Annotated in this window: 23 protein-coding genes; 7 read left to right on the top strand and 16 right to left on the bottom strand. The window is 52.0% G+C overall.

Going from position 1 to position 18960, the window contains the following annotated elements:
* Positions 1–39: 39 nt before the first annotated feature.
* From U5L07_18455 to dnaJ, 9 genes are all read right to left on the bottom strand, one after another.
* Positions 40–1086, bottom strand: a complete 1047-nt coding sequence (locus tag U5L07_18455; GenBank protein ID MDZ7833733.1) for a PDDEXK nuclease domain-containing protein — start codon at positions 1084–1086, stop codon at positions 40–42.
* 73 nt (positions 1087–1159) lie between these two features.
* Positions 1160–1693, bottom strand: coding sequence for a hypothetical protein (locus tag U5L07_18450; protein MDZ7833732.1), 534 nt, complete (start codon positions 1691–1693; stop codon positions 1160–1162).
* An 18-nt stretch (positions 1694–1711) separates the two neighbouring features.
* Positions 1712–3007 (bottom strand): divergent polysaccharide deacetylase family protein, encoded by a 1296-nt coding sequence (locus U5L07_18445; protein ID MDZ7833731.1) that lies wholly within the window; start codon positions 3005–3007, stop codon positions 1712–1714.
* A gap of 165 nt (positions 3008–3172) precedes the next feature.
* Positions 3173–4621 (bottom strand): S41 family peptidase, encoded by a 1449-nt coding sequence (locus U5L07_18440; GenBank protein MDZ7833730.1) that lies wholly within the window; start codon positions 4619–4621, stop codon positions 3173–3175.
* Between the two features lie 15 nt (positions 4622–4636).
* Positions 4637–6040, bottom strand: a complete 1404-nt coding sequence (locus U5L07_18435; GenBank protein ID MDZ7833729.1) for a peptidoglycan DD-metalloendopeptidase family protein — start codon at positions 6038–6040, stop codon at positions 4637–4639.
* Positions 6004–6885 carry a permease-like cell division protein FtsX gene (locus U5L07_18430; GenBank protein MDZ7833728.1) on the bottom strand — a complete coding sequence of 294 codons (882 nt, stop codon included), beginning with the start codon at positions 6883–6885 and terminating at the stop codon, positions 6004–6006. Before U5L07_18430 ends, U5L07_18435 begins: the two co-directional genes overlap by 37 nt.
* 17 nt (positions 6886–6902) lie before the next feature.
* Positions 6903–7595, bottom strand: coding sequence for an ATP-binding cassette domain-containing protein (locus tag U5L07_18425; protein ID MDZ7833727.1), 693 nt, complete (start codon positions 7593–7595; stop codon positions 6903–6905).
* 590 nt (positions 7596–8185) lie between these two features.
* Complete coding sequence (queD, locus tag U5L07_18420; protein MDZ7833726.1) at positions 8186–8569, bottom strand: 6-carboxytetrahydropterin synthase QueD; 384 nt, start codon at positions 8567–8569, stop codon at positions 8186–8188.
* Between the two features lie 11 nt (positions 8570–8580).
* Positions 8581–9702, bottom strand: coding sequence for a molecular chaperone DnaJ (dnaJ, locus tag U5L07_18415; protein MDZ7833725.1), 1122 nt, complete (start codon positions 9700–9702; stop codon positions 8581–8583).
* 186 nt (positions 9703–9888) lie between these two features.
* On the opposite strand from dnaJ, the gene ubiE reads away from it, so the two are divergent.
* The 3 genes from ubiE to U5L07_18400 all read left to right on the top strand — a co-directional run bounded on the left by ubiE (position 9889) and on the right by U5L07_18400 (position 11217).
* The gene (gene ubiE, locus U5L07_18410; GenBank protein ID MDZ7833724.1) at positions 9889–10602 is read left to right on the top strand and encodes a bifunctional demethylmenaquinone methyltransferase/2-methoxy-6-polyprenyl-1,4-benzoquinol methylase UbiE; all 714 of its coding nucleotides are present in this window, start codon (positions 9889–9891) and stop codon (positions 10600–10602) included.
* 78 nt (positions 10603–10680) lie between these two features.
* Entirely contained in the window at positions 10681–10929 is a 249-nt protein-coding gene (locus U5L07_18405; GenBank protein ID MDZ7833723.1) for a DUF481 domain-containing protein, read from the top strand.
* A 33-nt stretch (positions 10930–10962) separates the two neighbouring features.
* Positions 10963–11217 carry a hypothetical protein gene (locus U5L07_18400; GenBank protein MDZ7833722.1) on the top strand — a complete coding sequence of 85 codons (255 nt, stop codon included), beginning with the start codon at positions 10963–10965 and terminating at the stop codon, positions 11215–11217.
* On the opposite strand, the gene U5L07_18395 is transcribed toward U5L07_18400, so the two are convergent.
* Both U5L07_18395 and U5L07_18390 read right to left on the bottom strand, forming a co-directional pair.
* The gene (locus tag U5L07_18395) at positions 11207–11470 is read right to left on the bottom strand and encodes a hypothetical protein (protein MDZ7833721.1); all 264 of its coding nucleotides are present in this window, start codon (positions 11468–11470) and stop codon (positions 11207–11209) included. The genes U5L07_18400 and U5L07_18395 overlap by 11 nt on opposite strands.
* A gap of 226 nt (positions 11471–11696) precedes the next feature.
* The gene (locus U5L07_18390; protein MDZ7833720.1) at positions 11697–12041 is read right to left on the bottom strand and encodes a hypothetical protein; all 345 of its coding nucleotides are present in this window, start codon (positions 12039–12041) and stop codon (positions 11697–11699) included.
* A 232-nt stretch (positions 12042–12273) separates the two neighbouring features.
* Here U5L07_18390 and U5L07_18385 point away from each other — a divergent pair, with 232 nt between their 5' ends.
* Positions 12274–12588, top strand: a complete 315-nt coding sequence (locus U5L07_18385; GenBank protein MDZ7833719.1) for a hypothetical protein — start codon at positions 12274–12276, stop codon at positions 12586–12588.
* Positions 12589–12636: 48 nt separating this feature from the next.
* On the opposite strand, the gene U5L07_18380 is transcribed toward U5L07_18385, so the two are convergent.
* On the bottom strand, positions 12637–13140 hold the full coding sequence (locus U5L07_18380; protein ID MDZ7833718.1) for a hypothetical protein: 504 nt from the start codon (positions 13138–13140) through the stop codon (positions 12637–12639).
* A gap of 152 nt (positions 13141–13292) precedes the next feature.
* Entirely contained in the window at positions 13293–13994 is a 702-nt protein-coding gene (locus tag U5L07_18375; protein MDZ7833717.1) for a hypothetical protein, read from the bottom strand.
* A gap of 187 nt (positions 13995–14181) precedes the next feature.
* Between U5L07_18375 and U5L07_18370 the strand changes: the two genes are divergently transcribed.
* On the top strand, positions 14182–14589 hold the full coding sequence (locus tag U5L07_18370; protein ID MDZ7833716.1) for a response regulator: 408 nt from the start codon (positions 14182–14184) through the stop codon (positions 14587–14589).
* Positions 14590–14603: 14 nt separating this feature from the next.
* Here U5L07_18370 and U5L07_18365 read toward each other — a convergent pair whose 3' ends face one another.
* Entirely contained in the window at positions 14604–16139 is a 1536-nt protein-coding gene (locus U5L07_18365; GenBank protein MDZ7833715.1) for an ATP-binding protein, read from the bottom strand.
* A gap of 96 nt (positions 16140–16235) precedes the next feature.
* Positions 16236–16928: a S24 family peptidase gene (locus tag U5L07_18360; GenBank protein ID MDZ7833714.1), complete on the bottom strand. Its 693-nt coding sequence runs from the start codon at positions 16926–16928 to the stop codon at positions 16236–16238.
* Between the two features lie 234 nt (positions 16929–17162).
* Between U5L07_18360 and U5L07_18355 the strand changes: the two genes are divergently transcribed.
* Complete coding sequence (locus tag U5L07_18355) at positions 17163–17357, top strand: hypothetical protein (GenBank protein ID MDZ7833713.1); 195 nt, start codon at positions 17163–17165, stop codon at positions 17355–17357.
* An 8-nt stretch (positions 17358–17365) separates the two neighbouring features.
* Here the strand turns inward: U5L07_18355 and U5L07_18350 are convergent, their stop codons facing one another.
* A complete protein-coding gene (locus U5L07_18350) occupies positions 17366–18346 on the bottom strand; it encodes a cyclic nucleotide-binding domain-containing protein (protein MDZ7833712.1) in 981 nt (326 codons plus the stop codon).
* A 330-nt stretch (positions 18347–18676) separates the two neighbouring features.
* On the opposite strand from U5L07_18350, the gene U5L07_18345 reads away from it, so the two are divergent.
* The gene (locus U5L07_18345; protein MDZ7833711.1) at positions 18677–18916 is read left to right on the top strand and encodes a 4Fe-4S binding protein; all 240 of its coding nucleotides are present in this window, start codon (positions 18677–18679) and stop codon (positions 18914–18916) included.
* Positions 18917–18960 lie beyond the last annotated feature (44 nt).

Here is an 18960-nt window from a genome sequence, read left to right as displayed (position 1 = left end):
CCCGCCTCCTTGGAGAGTACAAAATGTGATGAAGGCATATCAACTTTCCTCATCGCCGGATAAGCGCTTTTCCATTTCTATGTATTGACGCTCCTTCTGGATTTCCGCCGCCAATTCCTCTTCGGTCGGCAGATAGAGCTTATATCGGGAAGCGAAAATCTGTTTATTATCCTCCGGCAACGTGTATCGAACCACGGCATCACTTTTATCCGAACACAAGATAATGCCAATGGGCGGATTTTCGCTTTCATCGGTAATCTCACGCTGGTAATAATTCACATACATCTGCATCTGGCCGATATCCTGATGTTTCAACGCCCCCACTTTCAAATCGATCAACACAAAGCTTCGGGTCAGGCGATTGTAAAATACCAGGTCAATATAAAAATGGTTTTCATCCAGGGTGATCCGCTGCTGCCGGGCCATAAACGCGAAACCCTTACCAAGTTCCAAAAGAAACTGCTGCAACTTGTCAATCAGCGCACCTTCAAGGTCTTTCTCCAGAAGCCGGCTTTGCTGCGGGAGCCCCACAAATTCCAACACATAAGGATCTTTGACCAAATCGGCGGCCTGCTGAACATCGTGTCCTTTTTCAGCCAGTTCCCTGACACCGTCTTTGTCCCTTGAGAGCACCAGCCGCTCGAACAGCAATGAATTGATCTGCCGTTCCAGCTCACGGGTTGACCAGCGGGCATTCACCGCTTCGTTCTCATAAAAGGCGCGGGCAGAAGGATCTTCCACGCGCAACAGTATGCGGTAATGTGTCCAGGTCAATTCTCGACGCACTGCGTCGATTTTTGGATAACCGAGATAAAAAGCGCGCATATTCCATAAGTTGGACTTATCAAAGCCCCTGCCAAACTCAGCCGAAAGTCTCCTTGAAAGTTCCTTAATCAATCTTTTACCATATTCTGCCCGCTCTTTTCCCCGCTGTTCTTCTTCAACAATCAGTCGGCCAATATTCCAGTAGCAGGCAACCATCTCGGCATTGACCGCCTGTAGCGCCCTGGACCTGGATTGAATGAGAAGGTCTTTGATCTTCTGGTAGAGGTGTTGGGTGGATTCTTCGGGTGTGTCACTTGTCATAATACGATTCTCTTTAAAGCTTTGCTATGGATAAAAGTTCATCACATGAAATCCATAAAACTTTCCGATTAGCCTAATCCGCTCCTTGACCCGGGTCGTAACCTTTTCCGCGGCGAATTTCGGCAAAGACTTGGCCGCCGAATTCATAAATCTCATCCGAGTAACGGGCGGTAGCTTTAAGCCGATCAAGAGCGGATTGATATTCTAATAAATTTAATGCGTTTTTGTATAGTAAAAAATTGAGCACCATCAGGGTATTGAAATATGGCAAATTCGCCTTTCTCGCCCTCATCAAGATCTGCCTATCCTCGGATATAATCGGCAGCCGAAAGCCGACGGCGGTGCGGAAAAGCATCTCATCGGTCGAATCCGCACAGTCCTTCCGGTTTGTTATGTCAATAATACGAATCGGGCACTCAACCTCTTCGGTACCGAATTCGCGGATAACGCCCGGAATCGTAAATAGCCGGATCCATTGGCTGGTTTCGGCTAAAAGGGCAATTTCTTGCAAATAAATCAATGATGACGTATCAATGATGGCCTGAAAGAGATGATCGAACTGCTGGAGGGCGGAGCGCGGGTCACCAAATATCGAGGTATTAGGCATGGTCAATATTTGCCAAAATTAATTGACCAATGCCGAAGCGGACACCAGCCGGACCCGGCGGTTTAGTTCGGGGAGCTTATCTGAGAGCACGGCATAGGTGATCTCATGGGGGTGGCCGATACCAATGGCTGAGCCGTTAATTTCGGCAATATTGATCAATTCGTCGATCTTTTGGGCAATCGCCTGACGGGTCTGCACGTGGTCTAAAAACACATCCCGCTCGGCAAACGGAAGTTTAAACAGGCGGGCCGAAGAGCGGCACTGACTGGCCGAGGTGGTCCGGCTGTCAATAAAAAAAAGCCCCTGTTTTTTTAATACCGTAAACACCTGATTCATCTGATCTGCCATGGCGGTCATTTTTGATCCCATATGATTGTTCACCCCTTTTATATGGGGCACCGCCGCCAGATCGCTCTTTAACTGGCGGATCCGCTTATCGGGCGTCATGCTGGTGAGCAGGGCCCCCGGGCCGGGGTCGATGTTTGGATACTCATCAGGTTCCATGGGCAGGTGCAGCATGACCTGATACCCCCGGCGGTTGGCGGCTTCGGCAATTTCTCTCTGATACCGGCTATAGGGGAGAATCGCATACGTGAGCCGCGCCTCCAGGTTGAAAAATTTTTCCGCCATATCCTTTCGGTGGCCGATATCATCGATGATAATGGCCACTTTCGGACGGCCGTCCGAAGCCGCCGGCTCCGGTTCAGGGGCGGGAAGTACTTTGGCCCGGGCGGTTTCGACAGGTTTGGACCCGGTTTTGGGCTGAGCTGGCGGGGCTGCCTGGCCGCTGCTTTTTTCAAACTGCTTGACCTTTTTCGGAAGACCCGCCTTTTGAGAGGCTTCCTCGCTTATGGAGGGCGCATCCCCGGCCCTGCCCCCCTGTAACCAGCCGTAAATCCCGCCGCTTAATCCAGCGGCGAGCAGAACAAACAAAAGCACGCCATAGATGCCGGCAAACCGCCCAGACGGACCAGACGCGGGCTTCTTGGCGGGCTTTCGGGAAGCCGGCCGGCTGCTGCTGGATTTTCGGGCCGGCGTTTTTTTCGAACCCGCGCTTTTTTTCGCAGTGGAATTTGCGGATGCCGTGGATTTCTTTGCCGGCGTCCGTTTGGAGGGAACCTTTTTGGCGCTTGCGGATTTGCCCGCCGGCCGCTTGGCTGCCGACTTTTTGGCCGCCGGTTTCTTAGCCGCCGGCTTCTTGGCAGCGGGCTTCTTGGCAGCGGGCTTCTTCGCCGAAGCTTTTTTCGCCGCCGGCTTTCTGGCCGTTGATTTGCCTTTTTGCGTGCCGGCGGTATTTTTCTTTGTCTTGTCCATTTAACCTGTTTTCCGAATCAATTGGAGCACGTACCCAAACCTGAATTGAGCGTTTCAAAAATTTGAAACGCTCAATTTAAGCCAAACTGATCGACGCAGAAAGGCGCAGCAAATAGTGGTTTACTGCGCCTTTCAAGGACTATTCCGGTGACTGTTCAGAAATATCTAGTTTTTCGATATCCGGCTGAAAATCTGATAGCCTTTCAACAGTTCATATGCCCGGTTGATCTGGGAGTCAAGCAGCATGGCCGAGGCGTCCCGGTCGCTGTGTTTGTAAACCGCGTCCCGTATCCGCATCAACTGCTGGATCTCGGCCTTTTTTTCTTGCTTTGTTTTCGTTTTTTTATCAGCAGCGGAGCTATCATCGTTCTGACCGGCATCCGTTTGTTTGTCATCCGCGGACGGCTCCTTTTCTTCTGCTTCCGTATTTTCGCCCTCCGGCTTCAGATGGTTCAGCAGATCCTCTTCTTTAATCCGGCTGGCATCAAACCCCTCGACCGAGGATTCATCCAGCAGCCGGCGCTTAACCACCAGATCCGGATGAATTCCCTCTGCCTGAATGGAGCGGCCGCTGGGGGTATAATACCGGGCGATGGTATATTTCAGGGCATAGCCGTCCCGCAGGGGCTTGACCGTCTGGACCGATCCCTTGCCAAACGAGGTGGTGCCCAGCACCAGGGCCCGCTTATTGTCCTGCAGCGCACCGGCCACAATTTCCGCCGCACTGGCGCTGCCGCCGTTTATCAGCAGCACAATCGGATAATTGCGTTTCTCGTCGTTGGGATGGGCGGAATAGGACTCGCCATTCGCCTCACGGCCCTTAATGGAGACAATTTTACCCTCTTCCAGAAAAATATCCGATACCTTGATTGACTGATCCAGAAGCCCGCCGGGACAGTCCCGCAGGTCAACGATCAGCCCCTTCAGCGTGTCGTTCTCCGCTTCTAATGCGGCCATGGCGTCCCTGACCTCACTTTCGGTATTTTCCCTGAAATTGGTGATCCACAAATACCCATAGCCGGGCTTCAATGTCAGGTACCGGACGCTTTCCAAAGGAATGACCGCCCGCTTTAATGTAAAATCCAGGGTTTCCGAATTACCCTCCCGATAGACCGTAATGTCAACGCTGGTCCCGGGTTCGCCGCGCATCAGCTTAACCGCCTCCCAGAGCATCATGTCCTTGGTCCGCTGGCCGTCGACTTTGACGATAATGTCCTGGGCATGAACCCCGGCTTTATAGGCGGGGGTTCCCTCGATGGGCGAGATCACCGTCAGCTGGCCGTCACGCTTGGTGATCACAATGCCGATGCCGCCGAATTCGCCTTTGGTCTCCACCTGAAGATCCTCATAGGCCTCTGGCGGCAAAAAGGAAGAATGCGGATCCAGGCTGTCCACCATCCCGTTTATCGCCTTTTCAATGAGTTCGGCGGTATCCACATCCTCCACATAATTTTTTTCGATTTCCTCGATTACGTCGCTGAAAAGCTTCAGCCCTTTATAGGTTTCCTCGGACCGGTTGCTATCCCCGTAAACACAGGTGGCAGAGGCCACGATAAAAACGGTGATAAGCACCAGAATGCCGCTCTTGACTGTTGGTCTGTATTTGAAGGCCATATACGATTTCTCCTTTTATGTATTATCGATCCAATCGGATGGATTTACGGGATCACCCTGATGCCGGATCTCGAAATAAAGGGCGGGGCCGGAAAGTGCGCCGGAATCCCCGACCGTACCGATAACGTCACCGGTATCCACTTGATCCCCTTTTTTTAAAAAAAGCTCTTCCGCATGGGCATACACCGTATGATAGGCATTGCCATGGGCCAGAATGACCACATTGCCGTAGCCTTTCAGCCAATCCGCATAGATGGCTTTTCCGGGGAATACCGCCCGGATCGGGGTGCCCGGCGATGAGGCAATCTCAATGCCGTTTCTGAAATTGACCACCCCGGAGCGGGGTTCCGTGTATTTGCCAAAATCCGCGGTGATTCTACCTCGTACCGGTTTATTTAGCAAGCCCTGATATGCAGCAAAGGATTTTCCCGTCCCCGCCTCCTGCGCTGAACGCTCCTGAAGATCCGATACCGTCTGATCGAGCCGGGCGGCCGCATTTTCCAAATATTTCAATGTAGCCATCCGGTTGGCTTTTTTGCTGCGGATTTCGGACAGAATCCGCTCCCGCTCGACTTTTTTTTGTTTCAGGCGGGCCAGGGTTTCGGCATGTTCGGCTTCCAATTCGCGCTTTTGCCTCCTTTTTCCGGCAAGGCTATCAATGGCGGCCGCCAGCTGGCCCTGCTTATCCAGTAGATCCGCCACCAGCTGCTGATCATGGGCCAGAATTTTTTCCATAGCCGCTTTACGGGTCAGCAGCTCATGCATGGATTCGGCGGAGGCCAACAGATTCATGGCCCCGACCCGTTTTATCTTATAAAGGGCGGACAGCCGCTGCATGGCGTATTTTTTCTCCCGGGCCACCGCCTTTTCCAGCGCATCCGCCTGCTTGCGGGTCTCTTTGATCTCCATATTGACCCGGGCGATATCGGACTGTATCCCCCGAAGCTTTTTCCGGGTTTCAGCCAGCGCCTGCTCGGTGTCTTCAAGCGCCGCCACAATCCTTTCCTCACGGCGGGTGTAATCCACAATTTCCGCCTGGCGGGCTTTTATCTTCTGCCGGATATTTCGGGCTTTCTCCCGGGCGGCCTGAATATCTGTGCGCTTTTTATCCTTGACCGTATGGATCTTATACAGGGTAACGAATTTATCCCGTTCTGCGATAAAACCCACATCCCCGTCATGGCTTACCCGCAGCCACCCCGTATGATGGGCGAGCACCTGAACACGCGTATCCTTCTCCAAAACTTTAATCACCGGATGATCCAGGCCGGGGCCGGTCCGCATATTCAAACCGGGCACCATGATCACGCCCACCTCCCGGACCTCCATACCGAATGCGGCGGAAGCCGCAAACAGCCCCGAAAGGATCAGAAAAAGCCGGATTATATTTTTAAAAACCGCTTGATTGAAAAATGGCATCCCGCCCATCCGATCATCATGCTGCACAAAACAAGACCCGCCAGCAAAGGGCCTGGAATAAACCGGAGCTCAAAAAACGACACCAGGATATCCGGCGCAAAACCAGGGACCGTGGCCAAATAGGCCAGGTAAAGAAACCCCATGCCGATACCGGCCCCCGTAAACCCCAGCAGCAGACCTTCAACATAAAACGGATGTTTGATAAACGCCTCATCCGCCCCCACAATCCGCATAATCTCGATTTCCTCCCGGCGGGAGTAGAGAATCAGCCGGATGGTATTGGCCACAATAAAAAGCGTGGCCAGAAAAAACATGGCCACCAGCACCAGGCCGGTGATCTTAAACAGGTTGTACACCCCGGCAAACCGGCTGAGCCACTTCTGGGCGTATTCCACATCATCAATGCCTTCAATGGCCCCGATATTGGCGGCCAGGCGGCCGATGGCATCGAGATTGATAAACGATTCGGACAGCCTTACCTCAAAGGCATCCGGCAGGGGATTCTCGTTTAAGCCCTCGAGCAGCGAGGATTGATCCCCGATATCTGCCTTTAAAGCGGCAAAAGCCGACTCTTTTGGGACAAAATCAACGCCGGCCACCCCGTCCATGGACTCAATCTCTGCCATGATGGCATGGCGGCGGGTATCGGAAAGATCTCCGCCCACATAGGCGATCACCCGGACACCCTGTTTCCAGGCATCCAGGAGTTCGGTGGCATTGATATAGAAAAGCGCAAAGGCGCTCAGGATAAACACCGCCAGGGAAATGGTCACCACGCAGAGCCCGTGCAGATAGAAATTATTCCGGATATCCCGGAGTGCGCGCTTGAACGTAAACCTGATCATTGGCTCACCCGCCGCCTTTAATTCGCGGCCATCCGACCGCCAGCCAGCTGAATGAGGGGGCCGGAATGGGCGCGGATCAACTCGCTGTCATGGGTCGCAATAATGATGGTGGCGCCCCGGCTGTACGCCCCTTCCAACAATTCGAATATGCGGCTTGCGGAATCCGGATCCAGGCTGCCTGTGGGTTCATCGGCCAGAATGAACCTGGGTTCGCCCACCATGGCCCGGGCAACGGCCACGCGCTGCTGCTCCCCGCCGGAAAGCACCGGCGGATAATCCCTGGCCCGATCCGCGATCCCCGCCCGCTCAAGCACCGAATAAACCCGATCCTTGATTTCATCCGGCCGGGTCCGGGCCACCTCCAGAACCAGCGCCACATTTTCAAATACCGTGCGCGTGGGGATCAGTTTAAAATCCTGAAAAATGACGCCGAATTTGCGGCGCATCCAGGGAATCTGCCGGCGCGGGACCCGGGCAAGGTTAACCCCGTCCACCAGAATGGCGCCTTCCGTAACGGCCTCACCCATATACAGCAGCTTAATCAGTGTGGATTTGCCGGCTCCGCTGGCCCCGGTGATAAATACGAAATCATTTTCATGAATCAGCAGGGAAATATCCTTTAATGCCGCAATATCCCCGTATTGCTTGCCAACCCGGAACATCCGGATGGCCGCATCATCTAAAAAGGGAAGCCCTTCTGACTTTGTCATTGCCGAAGGCCTGCTTTTCATGGGATCCATACCTCCCTTATCCGGCGTCTGCAAAAAACGCTTTACATTCAGGGCAAATTTGTTCTGTCTTTTCTTAGGCAGGCACGGTGGCCTGCCCTACGGCCACATGCGTCGTAGCGTCGGCCACCGTGCCGACTAATTGTAAGTTAACAGGACCGTGGTTATGGGTTTTGCGGTTAGAACAAATTAGCCGTGGGTTTACATTTGACCTTATCCACAGCCATCTGCTATTTATCCAAATGAGTTCAAGGAGTGCTGTTTCCAGTTTTTCTTGCTCCCCCCGCTGATCCCAAAAAACTTCGGCTTCTTCCAATCAGTGGGGGTTTTTTTATCCGAATTTGGCGAGCGGATCAACCGTTTCTTGGCGCACAGAATGAAAGATGCAGGGTATAAGGTTTAGGGTGCAGGGTCAACGTCATTAACTTCAGCCTTCCGCCGCTGTCATTTCGAGGAACGAAAGTGACGAGAAATCTAAAAAAAATCATTTAATTATAAGATTTCTCGCTGGCGCTCGAAATGACAACCGAGCCAATTTTCAATCTTAAGCTAATGGCATTGGGTGCAGGGTTTCAGGCGGCATCCGAATTGTAAAAGGTGGCACAGGCGTCATCTGACTCCCAGACGCTAACCCGGGAGACCCGGATCGTGGGATGTTCCGTTAAACGGGACTGAAGCGTCTGCGCGATATAGCGGGCGATGTTTTCCGAGGAGGGATTGGCGCTTTTAAAAAATTCCAGTTCATTTAAAAACTTATGATCCAATGAATCGATAATTTCGGCCAGATACGTTTTAATTACGCCGAAATCGATCAGTACGCCGGAATGTTCCAATTTTGGGCCGGCCACAAAGGCCTCGATCCGCCAGTTATGGCCATGCAGATTCTCGCATTTCTCGGTAACCATTTTCAACTGGTGCGCCGCGGCAAACCGGGTCACCACTTTCAGTTCATACATGGGTCCATCCCTTACTTGGCAGCCTTGGCATTGCCGCTCTTAAACAGCTTTTTAATCCGGCTGGTGAACTTTTCAGACTCGATCTTGGAAAACTCGCGGAGCAGCTCTTCCTGCCGCTTGTTCAGATGCTTGGGGGTTCTAAGCTCCACCTGCACAATTTGATCCCCCCGGATATTGGTGCGCAGGGAGGGAATGCCCTGACCGGCCAATCGAAAGGTATCCCCGTACTGGCTGCCATGGGGGATGGTAACGGTTTCCTCGCCTTCCAATGTGGGCACGGTCACCTTATCGCCCAGCGCGGCCTGCACAAAGGAGAGCTCCACCTTGCAGATTACGTCATTGTTTCGGCGCTCAAAATATTCGTGGGGTTTGACCCGGAGAAACACATACAGATCCCCGGGCGGCCCGCCGTTTACGCCGGGCTCGCCCTCTCCGGCCAGCCGCAGCTTGGACCCGTTGTCCACACCGGCGGGGATTTTAAGCGCCACCCGTTTGGTATCCACCACCTGCTGGCGGCCACGGCACTCGGAACACGGATCGGAAATGATCTTTCCCTGGCCGCGGCAGTTGGGGCAGGTGCTTTTAACCGAGAAAAATCCCTGCTGGCGGACATACTGCCCGGTACCCCGGCACTGACGGCAGATTTCCGGCTCTGTTCCCGGTTTGGCACCGGATCCGTTACAGGTCGGACACTTCACCATCTTTTCCACATCGATTTCCGTATCCATCCCAAAGGCCGCGTCCATGAACTCAACAGAAAGATCATAGCGCAGGTCTGCGCCCCGCATGGCGCTGCTCTGGCCTCGCCGGCCGCTGCGGAAACCGAAGAATTCCTCGAAGATGTCGCCGAAACTGGAAAAAATGTCTTCAAATCCCGCGGCACCAGCGCCGCCGCCGTTCATGCCGTTTAGCCCTTCATGGCCGAACTGGTCATAAATTCGCCGCTGTTCCGGATCGGATAAGACTTTATAGGCTTGAGACGCCTCTTTGAAACGCTCTTCGGCCTCTTTATCGCCGGGGTTTCGATCCGGATGGTTTTGCATGGCGATTTTTCGGTACTTGGACTTGAGTTCCTGTGCGTCTGCATCCCGATTTACACCGAGAATTTCGTAATAATCGCGTTTCGGACTCATGAATCTCCTTGTTGATTAAAGCATATAAATGTTCAAACCGTTTGACGGCCAATTTTCGATGTTTACCAGAAATCTGGCAGTTATGCCATCCAAAATAAAATTTTAAAGCGGACCGCCATGTGATATGAGGATAGGAATCGTTGTTTCTTTTAGCGATACACTAATGCATAAATACGGAATGTCAACATGGAACTCGGTTTTATCAAAGATATGTTCAACCACATTGCTCCCCGCTACGATTTTTTAAACCGGCTGCTTAGCCTGCGGCGTGATGTGTATTGGCGGCGGGAGATGGTACAGGCGCTTTCCATACCGGAGGGGGGATATATTCTGGATGCCGCCTGCGGCACGGGGGACGTATTGATTGAACTCGCCCGGCAATCAAAAACCGGCCGCCGAATGGTGGGCATTGACTTTGCCCCGCAGATGCTGGCGGTGGCCCGCCGCAAAATAGGGCCTTTGCCTGAAAACGCACAGACCAGCTTGGTCGCGGGCAACACTCTGGCCTTGCCGTTTCTGCCCGGGATTTTTGACGCAGTGACCATCGCCTTTGGCATCCGCAATATCATGGACCGAAAAGCCGCACTCCGGCAATTTCACGAGCACTTAAAACCCGGCGGCCAGCTGGCTGTGCTGGAGCTGGCCACCCCCCGGCAGCGGCTTTTGAAAACCATTTATGCCACCTATTTTGAACGCATCCTGCCCGCTGTGGGCGGTTTTTTTACAAGCAACCGCATGGCCTACCGGTATCTTCCGGCCTCGGTCCTTCGGTTTCCGGAACCGGAAGTATTTGCGGGCCTCATGCGGTCCGCCGGATTTCGGGAGATCCGGTGGCGCCGGCTGACAATGGGACTTGCCACCTTGCATGTGGGAGTTAAACCGACTAAATTAAACAAGTAAAAAACTCTAAGCAACTCAACCCTGAGCCCAGACCTGACGGAAGGTGAGCTGAATGAGACTTAAACCCCTTGGGCTTATATGCGCCATCCTCATCATTGTGGGGATGGCCTCATTAAACTCACCCAGAATTCGAGCTTTAAGCAGGAGCTTAGCGTGGAGACCGGGGCGGATCAGACCGTCACCAAATCCGGATCTTCGGTGAAAGCCCAGGTTATCGGCGCCCTTTCCATGAAAGCGGCGTTTACCCTGGAACACACCTCAAGCGTACCGGCGGGCAGAGAGAAGACAGACACGGAAACCGCACTGACAATGGTCTATAGCTTTTGATGGAACGGAATATTACAATATCCGGCACTGCCTATGAGTGTTAATGTACCTGAACCCAATATGCTGGACAGGCTCCTCAGGCGCCTGGGAAAATCCCGGGGGGTCATCATCCCGAAGGATGCCTATCACTACCATGGCAAGGAGACCCAGATCCTCTGCAAAAAGGAGAACCTATGGGTAAGCCTCATCCGTCCCAGAAAGCAGCAGCTCCCGGAAGACCGGGCCGATATCTTCCGGCTGCAAAAAATTTACTGTAAAACCCGTTCAAAAAAAGACGTCAGCACTTGAAGGGATAGAAATGAAAATAGCAGTATCCCGCGGGATCGCCGTACATGACTTCGGTTTCGGCCATGCACTGCCCGATCACCTGCTGGGCCACCGCCTCATAGTCCGGACGGCGCTCCTCCTCGTTTTTGCAGGGCATGCAGATGGGCTGATGGTCATACACGGAAAGTATCCGTTTGGCTCCGGATTCCAGTATTGCGCCGCATCGCTTGCATTCCAGAGCGCAGCTTAATGCTTCCTTCCACGCATCAGACATTGATAGATCCCTCCGTATTCATCCAAGACAATGGCACCGAAATTGCGGAACCGCCGATTTCAGCATGTCAGGTCGGCACGGTGGCCGACCCTACAAAATATCGGCTTTGCTGCGTAGGGCGGTGCCACCGGGCCCGCCTGAAAAATAGATAGAACAAATTAGCCGCCGCATCCATTGCGGCAAACTTGACGGTCTTGTAAATTAGGCAGCAGTCGCCATGAGCATTTCATTTCGATGCCTTATCGCTTCCCGCCGCCTCCAGTTCGAAAACCACTTCATCGGGAACATAGCTGATATCCAAAGCGGGCGGGGTGTCCTTAAAAACCTTAACTGACGGCTCATGCCCCGGCAGCTTCGCTACCACGGAATAATCCTCGGTTTTTGTTATCGGCCAGGGATACCAGTTGTCCCTGAACCGGTAATAAAACGGCGTCTTCCCGATATGCTCATCATTAATTTCAATATTTGCAAATGCCGGGGAAGAATCAATGCGGACCAGTTTGGAGGTGCAGCCAGCCATCAGCGGGCCCACGGAAATAAGGAAAATGATAAGCCACAACGGTTTATTCATAATCATGCCGTCCTTTCTCTGCATATCTGAAATGTCATTTGTCAAATAATCTATCATTTATTCTAAATCCGGGCAATATGGAATATCACGCATCCGAGGCGTTATTGTTCAGCTGATAAAATGAGGATTTCCTGTGTGAATGGCCGGGCGCCTCATTTGACAGGCCAGATTCTGCATATATATTAACTCCTAGATTAATTACCCAACAGACCGCAACGGAAAGGAGCCAGTTATGGACGCAAAATCTTACTGTGACACGATTAATCAGCAATTAACCGGCTGGAAGGCAAACATTTATGATGCTATCCTGGCCACCGAAAAACTTAAAGAAACAGACAAAGGAAAAGTTCAGCCGTTGATTGACAGCCTAAACGGCATTGTGGCGGAGCTGAATAAAAACCTGGAACAACTTCGCAACGAATGCCCGGCGGACTGGTCACCGCAGAAGAAAACCATTGATAGCAATCTAAGTGAGTTACAAAAGGAATTTGATCAGCTATCCGAAAAAATGGATGCGGTGATGCCTGACACCACCGCCTGGGTTTAGTCAAACCTTTATAATTTAAACAGCCCTGGGCATTCTCAGCCCTTTCCCCTATGATCCGGTTTTCTTGCAGTGGGGATAGGAATCTGTCCGGGCGGGCGTGGCAAGGCTTTCCGCCACCACCCCGCCGGGCGATGAATCGGTTTCCACCCATATATAGCCTGTTGCCAGCAGCGGGGAAACCCGCGCGTAAACCGTGTAGCTTTGGCCCGGCGCAGTTTCAAAGGTAAGGGTTTCGCAGAAATGGAAAAAACCATGCAAATAGGGATAATCCAGGGTAACCTGGACAAAAATCGTATTCTCCCCGGGCATGACCTCTACCCCGGAATCAAACCGATTTACCGGGTAATCGTTAATTCTTAAAATTCTCACATGGGTGAAGGCTTTTTCCGTATCCGGCCGGATGACGGAAATTTCCTCAGGCGCCAGCACCGCCCCGTCATAGGCTTTCATCGGCCCGCAGGCGGATAGAAAAGCAGCCAAAAACACCGTCACGCCCGCCAAATAAAATGCCCCCCGCCTCTGCCGGCACCGGAAAAAATTGCCATCTGCCATCGCCATACCCCACCTCGCAAGCCCGGAGATTAAAATGCGCATTGACACGGATGTTAATTATGCCTCTAACCAACAAATATAATAACATACCGGGATTGGTCAACAAATTCATCATTCTCAGGTAAATTGGGAATGGGAGAGCCGCTTCATGGTCAGATATCGCCCATTTCGCGGTTTACATCTTCTGAAATTTCATCCAGACATTTTACCTCCCGGCGGTTGCTTATTGCCCGGATCTTATCCGGATCCAGAAGATCGGTCTGCCCATAATAGGACTTCAGCATCTTGACAATATCCAGCCGATCCGCCAGCCCTTTTTCGGATCCCGGGTTCTTGGCATAGCGGTTTAGCTTCAGGGCGATCACAAGCTCCGGCTTGGCAATCAAAAGCCGATGCTCATCCATGGAGAGAAGATTGGTGGCCGCATCCGGGTTCTCAAGAATGTGCCGGACGAGCTTTTTTCGTACCGGTTCGCTCTGAACCGAGAGAAAATCCACATAAATATGGGTTTTCTTGTGTTTAATGCTGTGGCTGACCGAATCCGAGGTTTCAAAATAGGTGTCCAGGATTTGATTTTTTTCAAAAGGAATTTCATCGTTTAAAAAATCTTCAAAATCCGGCTCCTTTAGGATCACGTCGATATCAAAGGTGACCCGCGGCTCAATCGGCGGCTGCACGTATTTGGAAACCGCGATCGCCCCCACCAGAACCGCATCGTCATAGACCCGGGCCAGATCCAGCAGCGCCCGGTCAAAGGTGGTCACCCCCGCCTCATCACTGAAATACTCGAAAAAGTGCTCCGCTACCATGAAGCACTGGATCTCATCACAGGAAACAATGGTCTGCTGTATCATTCGGCCGGCTCGTCCTTAAATATAGTTATCAATCATGGTTGGCTTTCGGCAATCATCTCCCATCTCTCCTTATAACACCGCCGCCGTTTATGCAAACCAGAATCCTGCGTTTCAAGCTTGATCCCCGCCCGCCCGGGCTGCTATAAAAAAGAAAAAAACAAGCGTAACCCATTTGAAAGGGATTTATATGGACAAGAAAAGGGTTTTGGTCATTGATGATGATCCGGATTTTAATATGGTGGTCCAGAGATATCTGAAAAAAAGCGGCTTTGATGTCGAAGCCGCCTATAACGGGGTGGAGGGGATGGAAAAAATCCGGCAGCATCCCCCGGATGCCATTGTGCTGGATGTGATGATGCCGGAGAAAAACGGCCATGAAGTGTGCCGGGAGCTCAAACAGGACCCCGAGCTTTCCGATATCCCGGTGATACTGCTGACCTGCGTGGGCGGCCGGGTCACCTCGGCGGATGTCGATGTCCCGCCCACCAATTATTCCCATTATGACAGCATGTGCACCGAGGCGGACGACTACCTGGAAAAGCCGGCATCCGGCCAGCAGATCGCCGAGGCCATAAACCGCCTGATAGACGAATAATCCCGAAGGCGCGTTCAGGCATCCCCTGAAGTTTCCGCCGCCGCTTCCTCGATCGGCAGATACACCGTAAACACGCTGCCCTTGTCAGGCTCGCTGCTGACCTCAACATGTCCGCCAATGGAGGTCAGCATCTCCTTGGCAATGGCAAGCCCCAGGCCGGTGCCCGGAATCATCCGCGTTTTTTCGGTCTGCACCCGATAGAAGCGTTCAAAAATCTTATCCATATATTCCGGTGCAATCCCCAAGCCGTTATCCGCGATGGCGACACATATAAATTCCCCGGCAAATCCGGCCCGTACTTCAATGCGGCCCTCCTGCGGGGTATAATTAATGGCATTGGTGATCAAATTGGAAAAAATGCTCTGCAGGGCGATGGGATCGGCCTTCACCGGCGGGAACGCTTTTTCCGGCAGATCAAGGGTCATCGTATGCCCCTTGTCCCTGGCCTTTGACTGGTAAAAATCCACGGTTTCGGTCAGGACCCGGGCAAGATTCGGGGTATGGCCCTCCCCGGAGATCAAGCCGGTCTCAATCCGGGAGATATCCAGCAAATCGCTGATCATGGAGATCAGGCTGTTGGTCCGCTCCCTGGCCCGGAACAGGATCTGCTGGTTGTCACTCTGCTGCTCGGCGGTAAGCTCCTCCAGTACAATGCTCAACTGCTCATGAATGGTGGAGAGCGGGGATTTCAGTTCATGGGAGACTTTGGCCACAAATTCGGATTTGAGGCGGTCGAGGAGCTTGATGGCCGTAATATCCACAAGGATCACCACCGCCCCCAGATTCTCCTCCTGCTCGCCGCTGACCGGCCGGGCCTTGGCCAGAAAATATTTATCCTGGGAGCGGCCGAATTCACAGGTCGGCGCTTCATCCGGATCAATCGCCGCCTGCTCCGGAATGCTCCGCACAAACCGGCAGAAATTCCGGTTATCCACATATTCCTCGATCGGTTTACCCGCCGGCGTATCCGGATTCAGCTCCAGATGTTTCTTAAAGGCCGGATTCATCAGGACCACCTGGCCTTTTTCATCCACCACCAGGGCGCCCGAGGGAAAAGCATCGATAATGGCCCGCTCCCGGCTTTGCGAAGCCCTGATTTCCGCCTGAAGAAGCTGCACCTGGGTTTTTTCCAGTTCATCGCGGATTCTTAGCTCCTCCCGCAGATCATGGAAAAACCCGATGGTTGCCACCTCCTGCTGATCCTCGTAGATAATGGCCGCATTAAGGAGAATCGGTATAATTTCGCCGTCTTTGCGCTTGACATCGATTTTGCGGGATTTGAGCTTGCCGACCCCGCCGTAATCCTCGGAACGGAGCTTTTGCATCACCTCCCGCGCCCCGTCGCCCGGATAGACATCCCGGATATTAATCTCCGTGAACACCTCCCTGCCGGTATATCCGCTGATCTCAGAGGCCGAATCATTAAAAATTATGATGTTTCCCTTCATGTCCGCAGCAATGACGCCGTCCACCGCACTCTGGATCAGTTTCTGCAGAAACGCATCCGAGCGTTTCAGGGTCTGCTTTTGTTCGGAATCCGAATTTTTCATCGGTTTAAAAGGCTACCTCCCAAAATTTTCCCGGTAAATTAGCAAAACCCGAACCGCAAAACAAGACAAGACAATGCCATTTTTCATATGCTCAATTCAGGTCTTAATAAACTGCTTGGCACACCAGATAACCTCGCCGATAATGCGGATTTCTTTGCTGTCCGCCTCATAGGGGGCGTATTCCTGGCGGTTATCGCTGATAATGCGGATTCTGCCGTCTACCAGGTATTCCAGACGCTTGATAATAATGGTGTCTTCTATGCCGATGGCAAAAATGCTGCCCGACTTGATACGGGTGCGGCCCATATCGATCATGACCGTGTCCCCGTCTGAAATGGTGGGCGTCATGCTCTCGCCCTCGACCATCATCAACACGATGTTGTGCGCAGCCGTCGCCACCTGCCTGAGCCAGTCCTTTCTAAAGGCATAGAGCTCGCCGTACTGCTCTGATATCACCACATGGCCGCCACCGGCATTCAGCTTGGCCTCAGCCATGGGCACAAAATCAAAATCCCCCTGGTGGTTGAAGGGTTTTGGCAGCCCCTCCCGCCCGGCCCGGGCAAGAGAGGGCTGGTGGGGCGCGGATTCCGGATGCGTATCCGACAAAGAAATACTCTCGCCCAGCCTCAGCATGTCCTCATAGCTCGTACCCAGCGCACCGGCAATCAAATGCAGGGTTTTAACGCTGCCGATTCGGGAACCCGTCTTGATCTGATTGAGATAGGACTGCGAGATGCCGGCCTCGATGGCGACTTCGGTTTGCGCCCCCCGCCCTTTTCGCTCAAGCAAATAATTTAGCGCTTTTTGAAAAAATATTTCTTTGTCCGGGCGAATTTTATAAACCTCCTTTTTTTATTGATAATACATAAAAATTAGCCATATTCAAAGCCTTAAATTATTTCAAAAAGCAATAAATATTTTAGTTTTTGCTTGACTTAAATAGCATAATGCAATAAATTTTGCAATAAATATCGCTTAAGGCAAAAAAATTTAAGGCATTTGCTTCAGGAGGGTGAAAATCAAATGAAAGAGCGCATCCTTATTCCCATTACCGGCATTCTGCTCATTTCCGGCATTCTGCTCACCGGATCGGACAGCCCCGCATTCCCCTGGCCCAATGCCCTGGGGCTTTTTTCAACAGCAGCAGCGGTCTTTACCGCGCATAAATTGAATTTAGACGATGAAGAAGCGGCAGGTCCGGCTGACGGGGAGCATTAAAAAGCCGCTCATTGGGTTGAAATCCTGTTTTGGTGATCATCAAGATCCTTTAGGGCGCTTATCAGAATAGCCATAAAGCTGCCCAAAGTCTCCATTTTTTCCGCCTCTGGCGGGAGCTTCGGGGAATAGTTAAATTTGCCGGTCCGGTTTTGGCAAATTTTTGCAATTACATGCCTTCCGGTTTCCCGGCCATATTCGGCCTGAATGATTTCCCCCTGATTGAAAAAGACCCTGGCGTTAACGCCTCCCATCCAGAAATTAAGCACGCCGGTTTTCTGATTAATATGCATCGTCTGCATCACGTCCTCTGGCGGCATCTCTCTTAAATCACCGGCCATGACAGCTGACAGATCCCTGGTCCGTTCAGTGTTGCTTTGGCTTAGCCGCTGGGTGAGCAATCGGGCAAAATAGGTTTGCAGGGCCGGAAATTTCGGCAGTATGCGGATAAAATCCCTGCTTGACAGACGAATCACCGTTGTTGGGGCGGCAGCTCGAACCGTTGCGCTGATCGGGTTTCCGCTGATCAGACTCATTTCCCCGAACACTTCGCCGTTGGCGAGAAATGCGATGGAGTTGCCCTCTTCATCAATAACTTCCGCCCGGCCGGCAATAATGATATAGAGATTTCTGCCCGGTTCGCCCTTTTTAATAAAAACATCCCCGCTGCGGTAGGATTTAAACCCCAGGTCATAGATATGCTCCACTTGGAAGTATGACAAAAACCGGGTTATGCTGTATTTGTCAAAAGACCGAAACATGGGTAAATTCAGAAGCAGACGGGATATGGCTTCAATATTTTTCCCCGGCATGGCCCCGGCGAAAATCTTTGTTTCAATATCCGACTTCTCAATAAGATAGGTTAAACTGCAGGACTTGCCGATGCTGTCGCCGCTGCAGTTAAATTCAAAAGCCAGCGCACTGACATTGGCAGTTTCCGGCAGAACGGATGACAAGCTTTCCACAAACCCGAGACACAAATGGATCTCCATTGGCAGTACCAACGAATGACCGGAAAAATTCAAAATCTCATCCGCTTTAAAAGCCGGACAGTTAGCCGCATTTGTAATTCTTATTCGATACCCTGTCAGATCCATGCCATCGCCTTTTAAAATAAAATCCACATTATCTGAAATTCACTGGCCTGAAAACAGTTTCGTATTTATACAAAATTTTGAAAAACTTCAAACCTCAAAACGGAAAGCGGGATGTGCGCGAAAAATCAGAAAGGCAAGGGGCAAATAACCCCGAGACTTTCCACCTTGACCAAGCCTTCAATATCAGTCAGGATTCCTCAAACAGAAAGCTTTAAAGGAGAAAATATGGGCCCACAGGGAAAAAAGACCTTTGCCATGGTGGACTTTGAAAGTTGCGATCCCCGGCAATGTGACCCGGAAAACGGAATTTGTGCGCCGGTGGCAGCCTGCCCCCATAAGGTGATCAAGCAGATGGACGGCCCTTTTGAGCCGCCCATGATATTTCATGACCTGTGCCAGGGCTGCTGGGAGTGCATTGATGTCTGTCCCCTGGGGGCGATATACATAAAGGAGATCGGCAGTTAATCAGACAGAACCGGGGGCAGCAGGACCCCAGACGGTTTCCAATT

This window comes from Desulfobacterales bacterium, assembly GCA_034520365.1.
GTDB lineage: Bacteria > Desulfobacterota > Desulfobacteria > Desulfobacterales > Desulfosalsimonadaceae > M55B175.
This window is presented reverse-complemented; position numbering and strand designations above follow the sequence as displayed.

Excerpts from the sequence above, each read along its gene's own strand:
- U5L07_18375 (MDZ7833717.1), bottom strand. The coding sequence starts at position 13,994 with ATGATACAGCAGACCATTGTTTCCTGTGATGAGATCCAGTGCTTCATG.
- dnaJ (MDZ7833725.1), bottom strand. The coding sequence starts at position 9,702 with ATGAGTCCGAAACGCGATTATTACGAAATTCTCGGTGTAAATCGGGAT.
- U5L07_18440 (MDZ7833730.1), bottom strand. The coding sequence starts at position 4,621 with ATGGCCTTCAAATACAGACCAACAGTCAAGAGCGGCATTCTGGTGCTT.
- U5L07_18380 (MDZ7833718.1), bottom strand. The coding sequence starts at position 13,140 with ATGGCAGATGGCAATTTTTTCCGGTGCCGGCAGAGGCGGGGGGCATTT.
- U5L07_18430 (MDZ7833728.1), bottom strand. The coding sequence starts at position 6,885 with ATGATCAGGTTTACGTTCAAGCGCGCACTCCGGGATATCCGGAATAAT.
- U5L07_18370 (MDZ7833716.1), top strand. The coding sequence starts at position 14,182 with ATGGACAAGAAAAGGGTTTTGGTCATTGATGATGATCCGGATTTTAAT.
- U5L07_18450 (MDZ7833732.1), bottom strand. The coding sequence starts at position 1,693 with ATGCCTAATACCTCGATATTTGGTGACCCGCGCTCCGCCCTCCAGCAG.
- U5L07_18425 (MDZ7833727.1), bottom strand. The coding sequence starts at position 7,595 with ATGACAAAGTCAGAAGGGCTTCCCTTTTTAGATGATGCGGCCATCCGG.
- U5L07_18405 (MDZ7833723.1), top strand. The coding sequence starts at position 10,681 with ATGCGCCATCCTCATCATTGTGGGGATGGCCTCATTAAACTCACCCAG.
- U5L07_18455 (MDZ7833733.1), bottom strand. The coding sequence starts at position 1,086 with ATGACAAGTGACACACCCGAAGAATCCACCCAACACCTCTACCAGAAG.
- U5L07_18390 (MDZ7833720.1), bottom strand. The coding sequence starts at position 12,041 with ATGAATAAACCGTTGTGGCTTATCATTTTCCTTATTTCCGTGGGCCCG.
- U5L07_18345 (MDZ7833711.1), top strand. The coding sequence starts at position 18,677 with ATGGGCCCACAGGGAAAAAAGACCTTTGCCATGGTGGACTTTGAAAGT.
- U5L07_18400 (MDZ7833722.1), top strand. The coding sequence starts at position 10,963 with ATGAGTGTTAATGTACCTGAACCCAATATGCTGGACAGGCTCCTCAGG.
- U5L07_18350 (MDZ7833712.1), bottom strand. The coding sequence starts at position 18,346 with ATGGAGATCCATTTGTGTCTCGGGTTTGTGGAAAGCTTGTCATCCGTT.
- U5L07_18385 (MDZ7833719.1), top strand. The coding sequence starts at position 12,274 with ATGGACGCAAAATCTTACTGTGACACGATTAATCAGCAATTAACCGGC.
- U5L07_18355 (MDZ7833713.1), top strand. The coding sequence starts at position 17,163 with ATGAAAGAGCGCATCCTTATTCCCATTACCGGCATTCTGCTCATTTCC.
- queD (MDZ7833726.1), bottom strand. The coding sequence starts at position 8,569 with ATGTATGAACTGAAAGTGGTGACCCGGTTTGCCGCGGCGCACCAGTTG.
- U5L07_18395 (MDZ7833721.1), bottom strand. The coding sequence starts at position 11,470 with ATGTCTGATGCGTGGAAGGAAGCATTAAGCTGCGCTCTGGAATGCAAG.
- U5L07_18435 (MDZ7833729.1), bottom strand. The coding sequence starts at position 6,040 with ATGCCATTTTTCAATCAAGCGGTTTTTAAAAATATAATCCGGCTTTTT.
- ubiE (MDZ7833724.1), top strand. The coding sequence starts at position 9,889 with ATGGAACTCGGTTTTATCAAAGATATGTTCAACCACATTGCTCCCCGC.
- U5L07_18365 (MDZ7833715.1), bottom strand. The coding sequence starts at position 16,139 with ATGAAAAATTCGGATTCCGAACAAAAGCAGACCCTGAAACGCTCGGAT.
- U5L07_18445 (MDZ7833731.1), bottom strand. The coding sequence starts at position 3,007 with ATGGACAAGACAAAGAAAAATACCGCCGGCACGCAAAAAGGCAAATCA.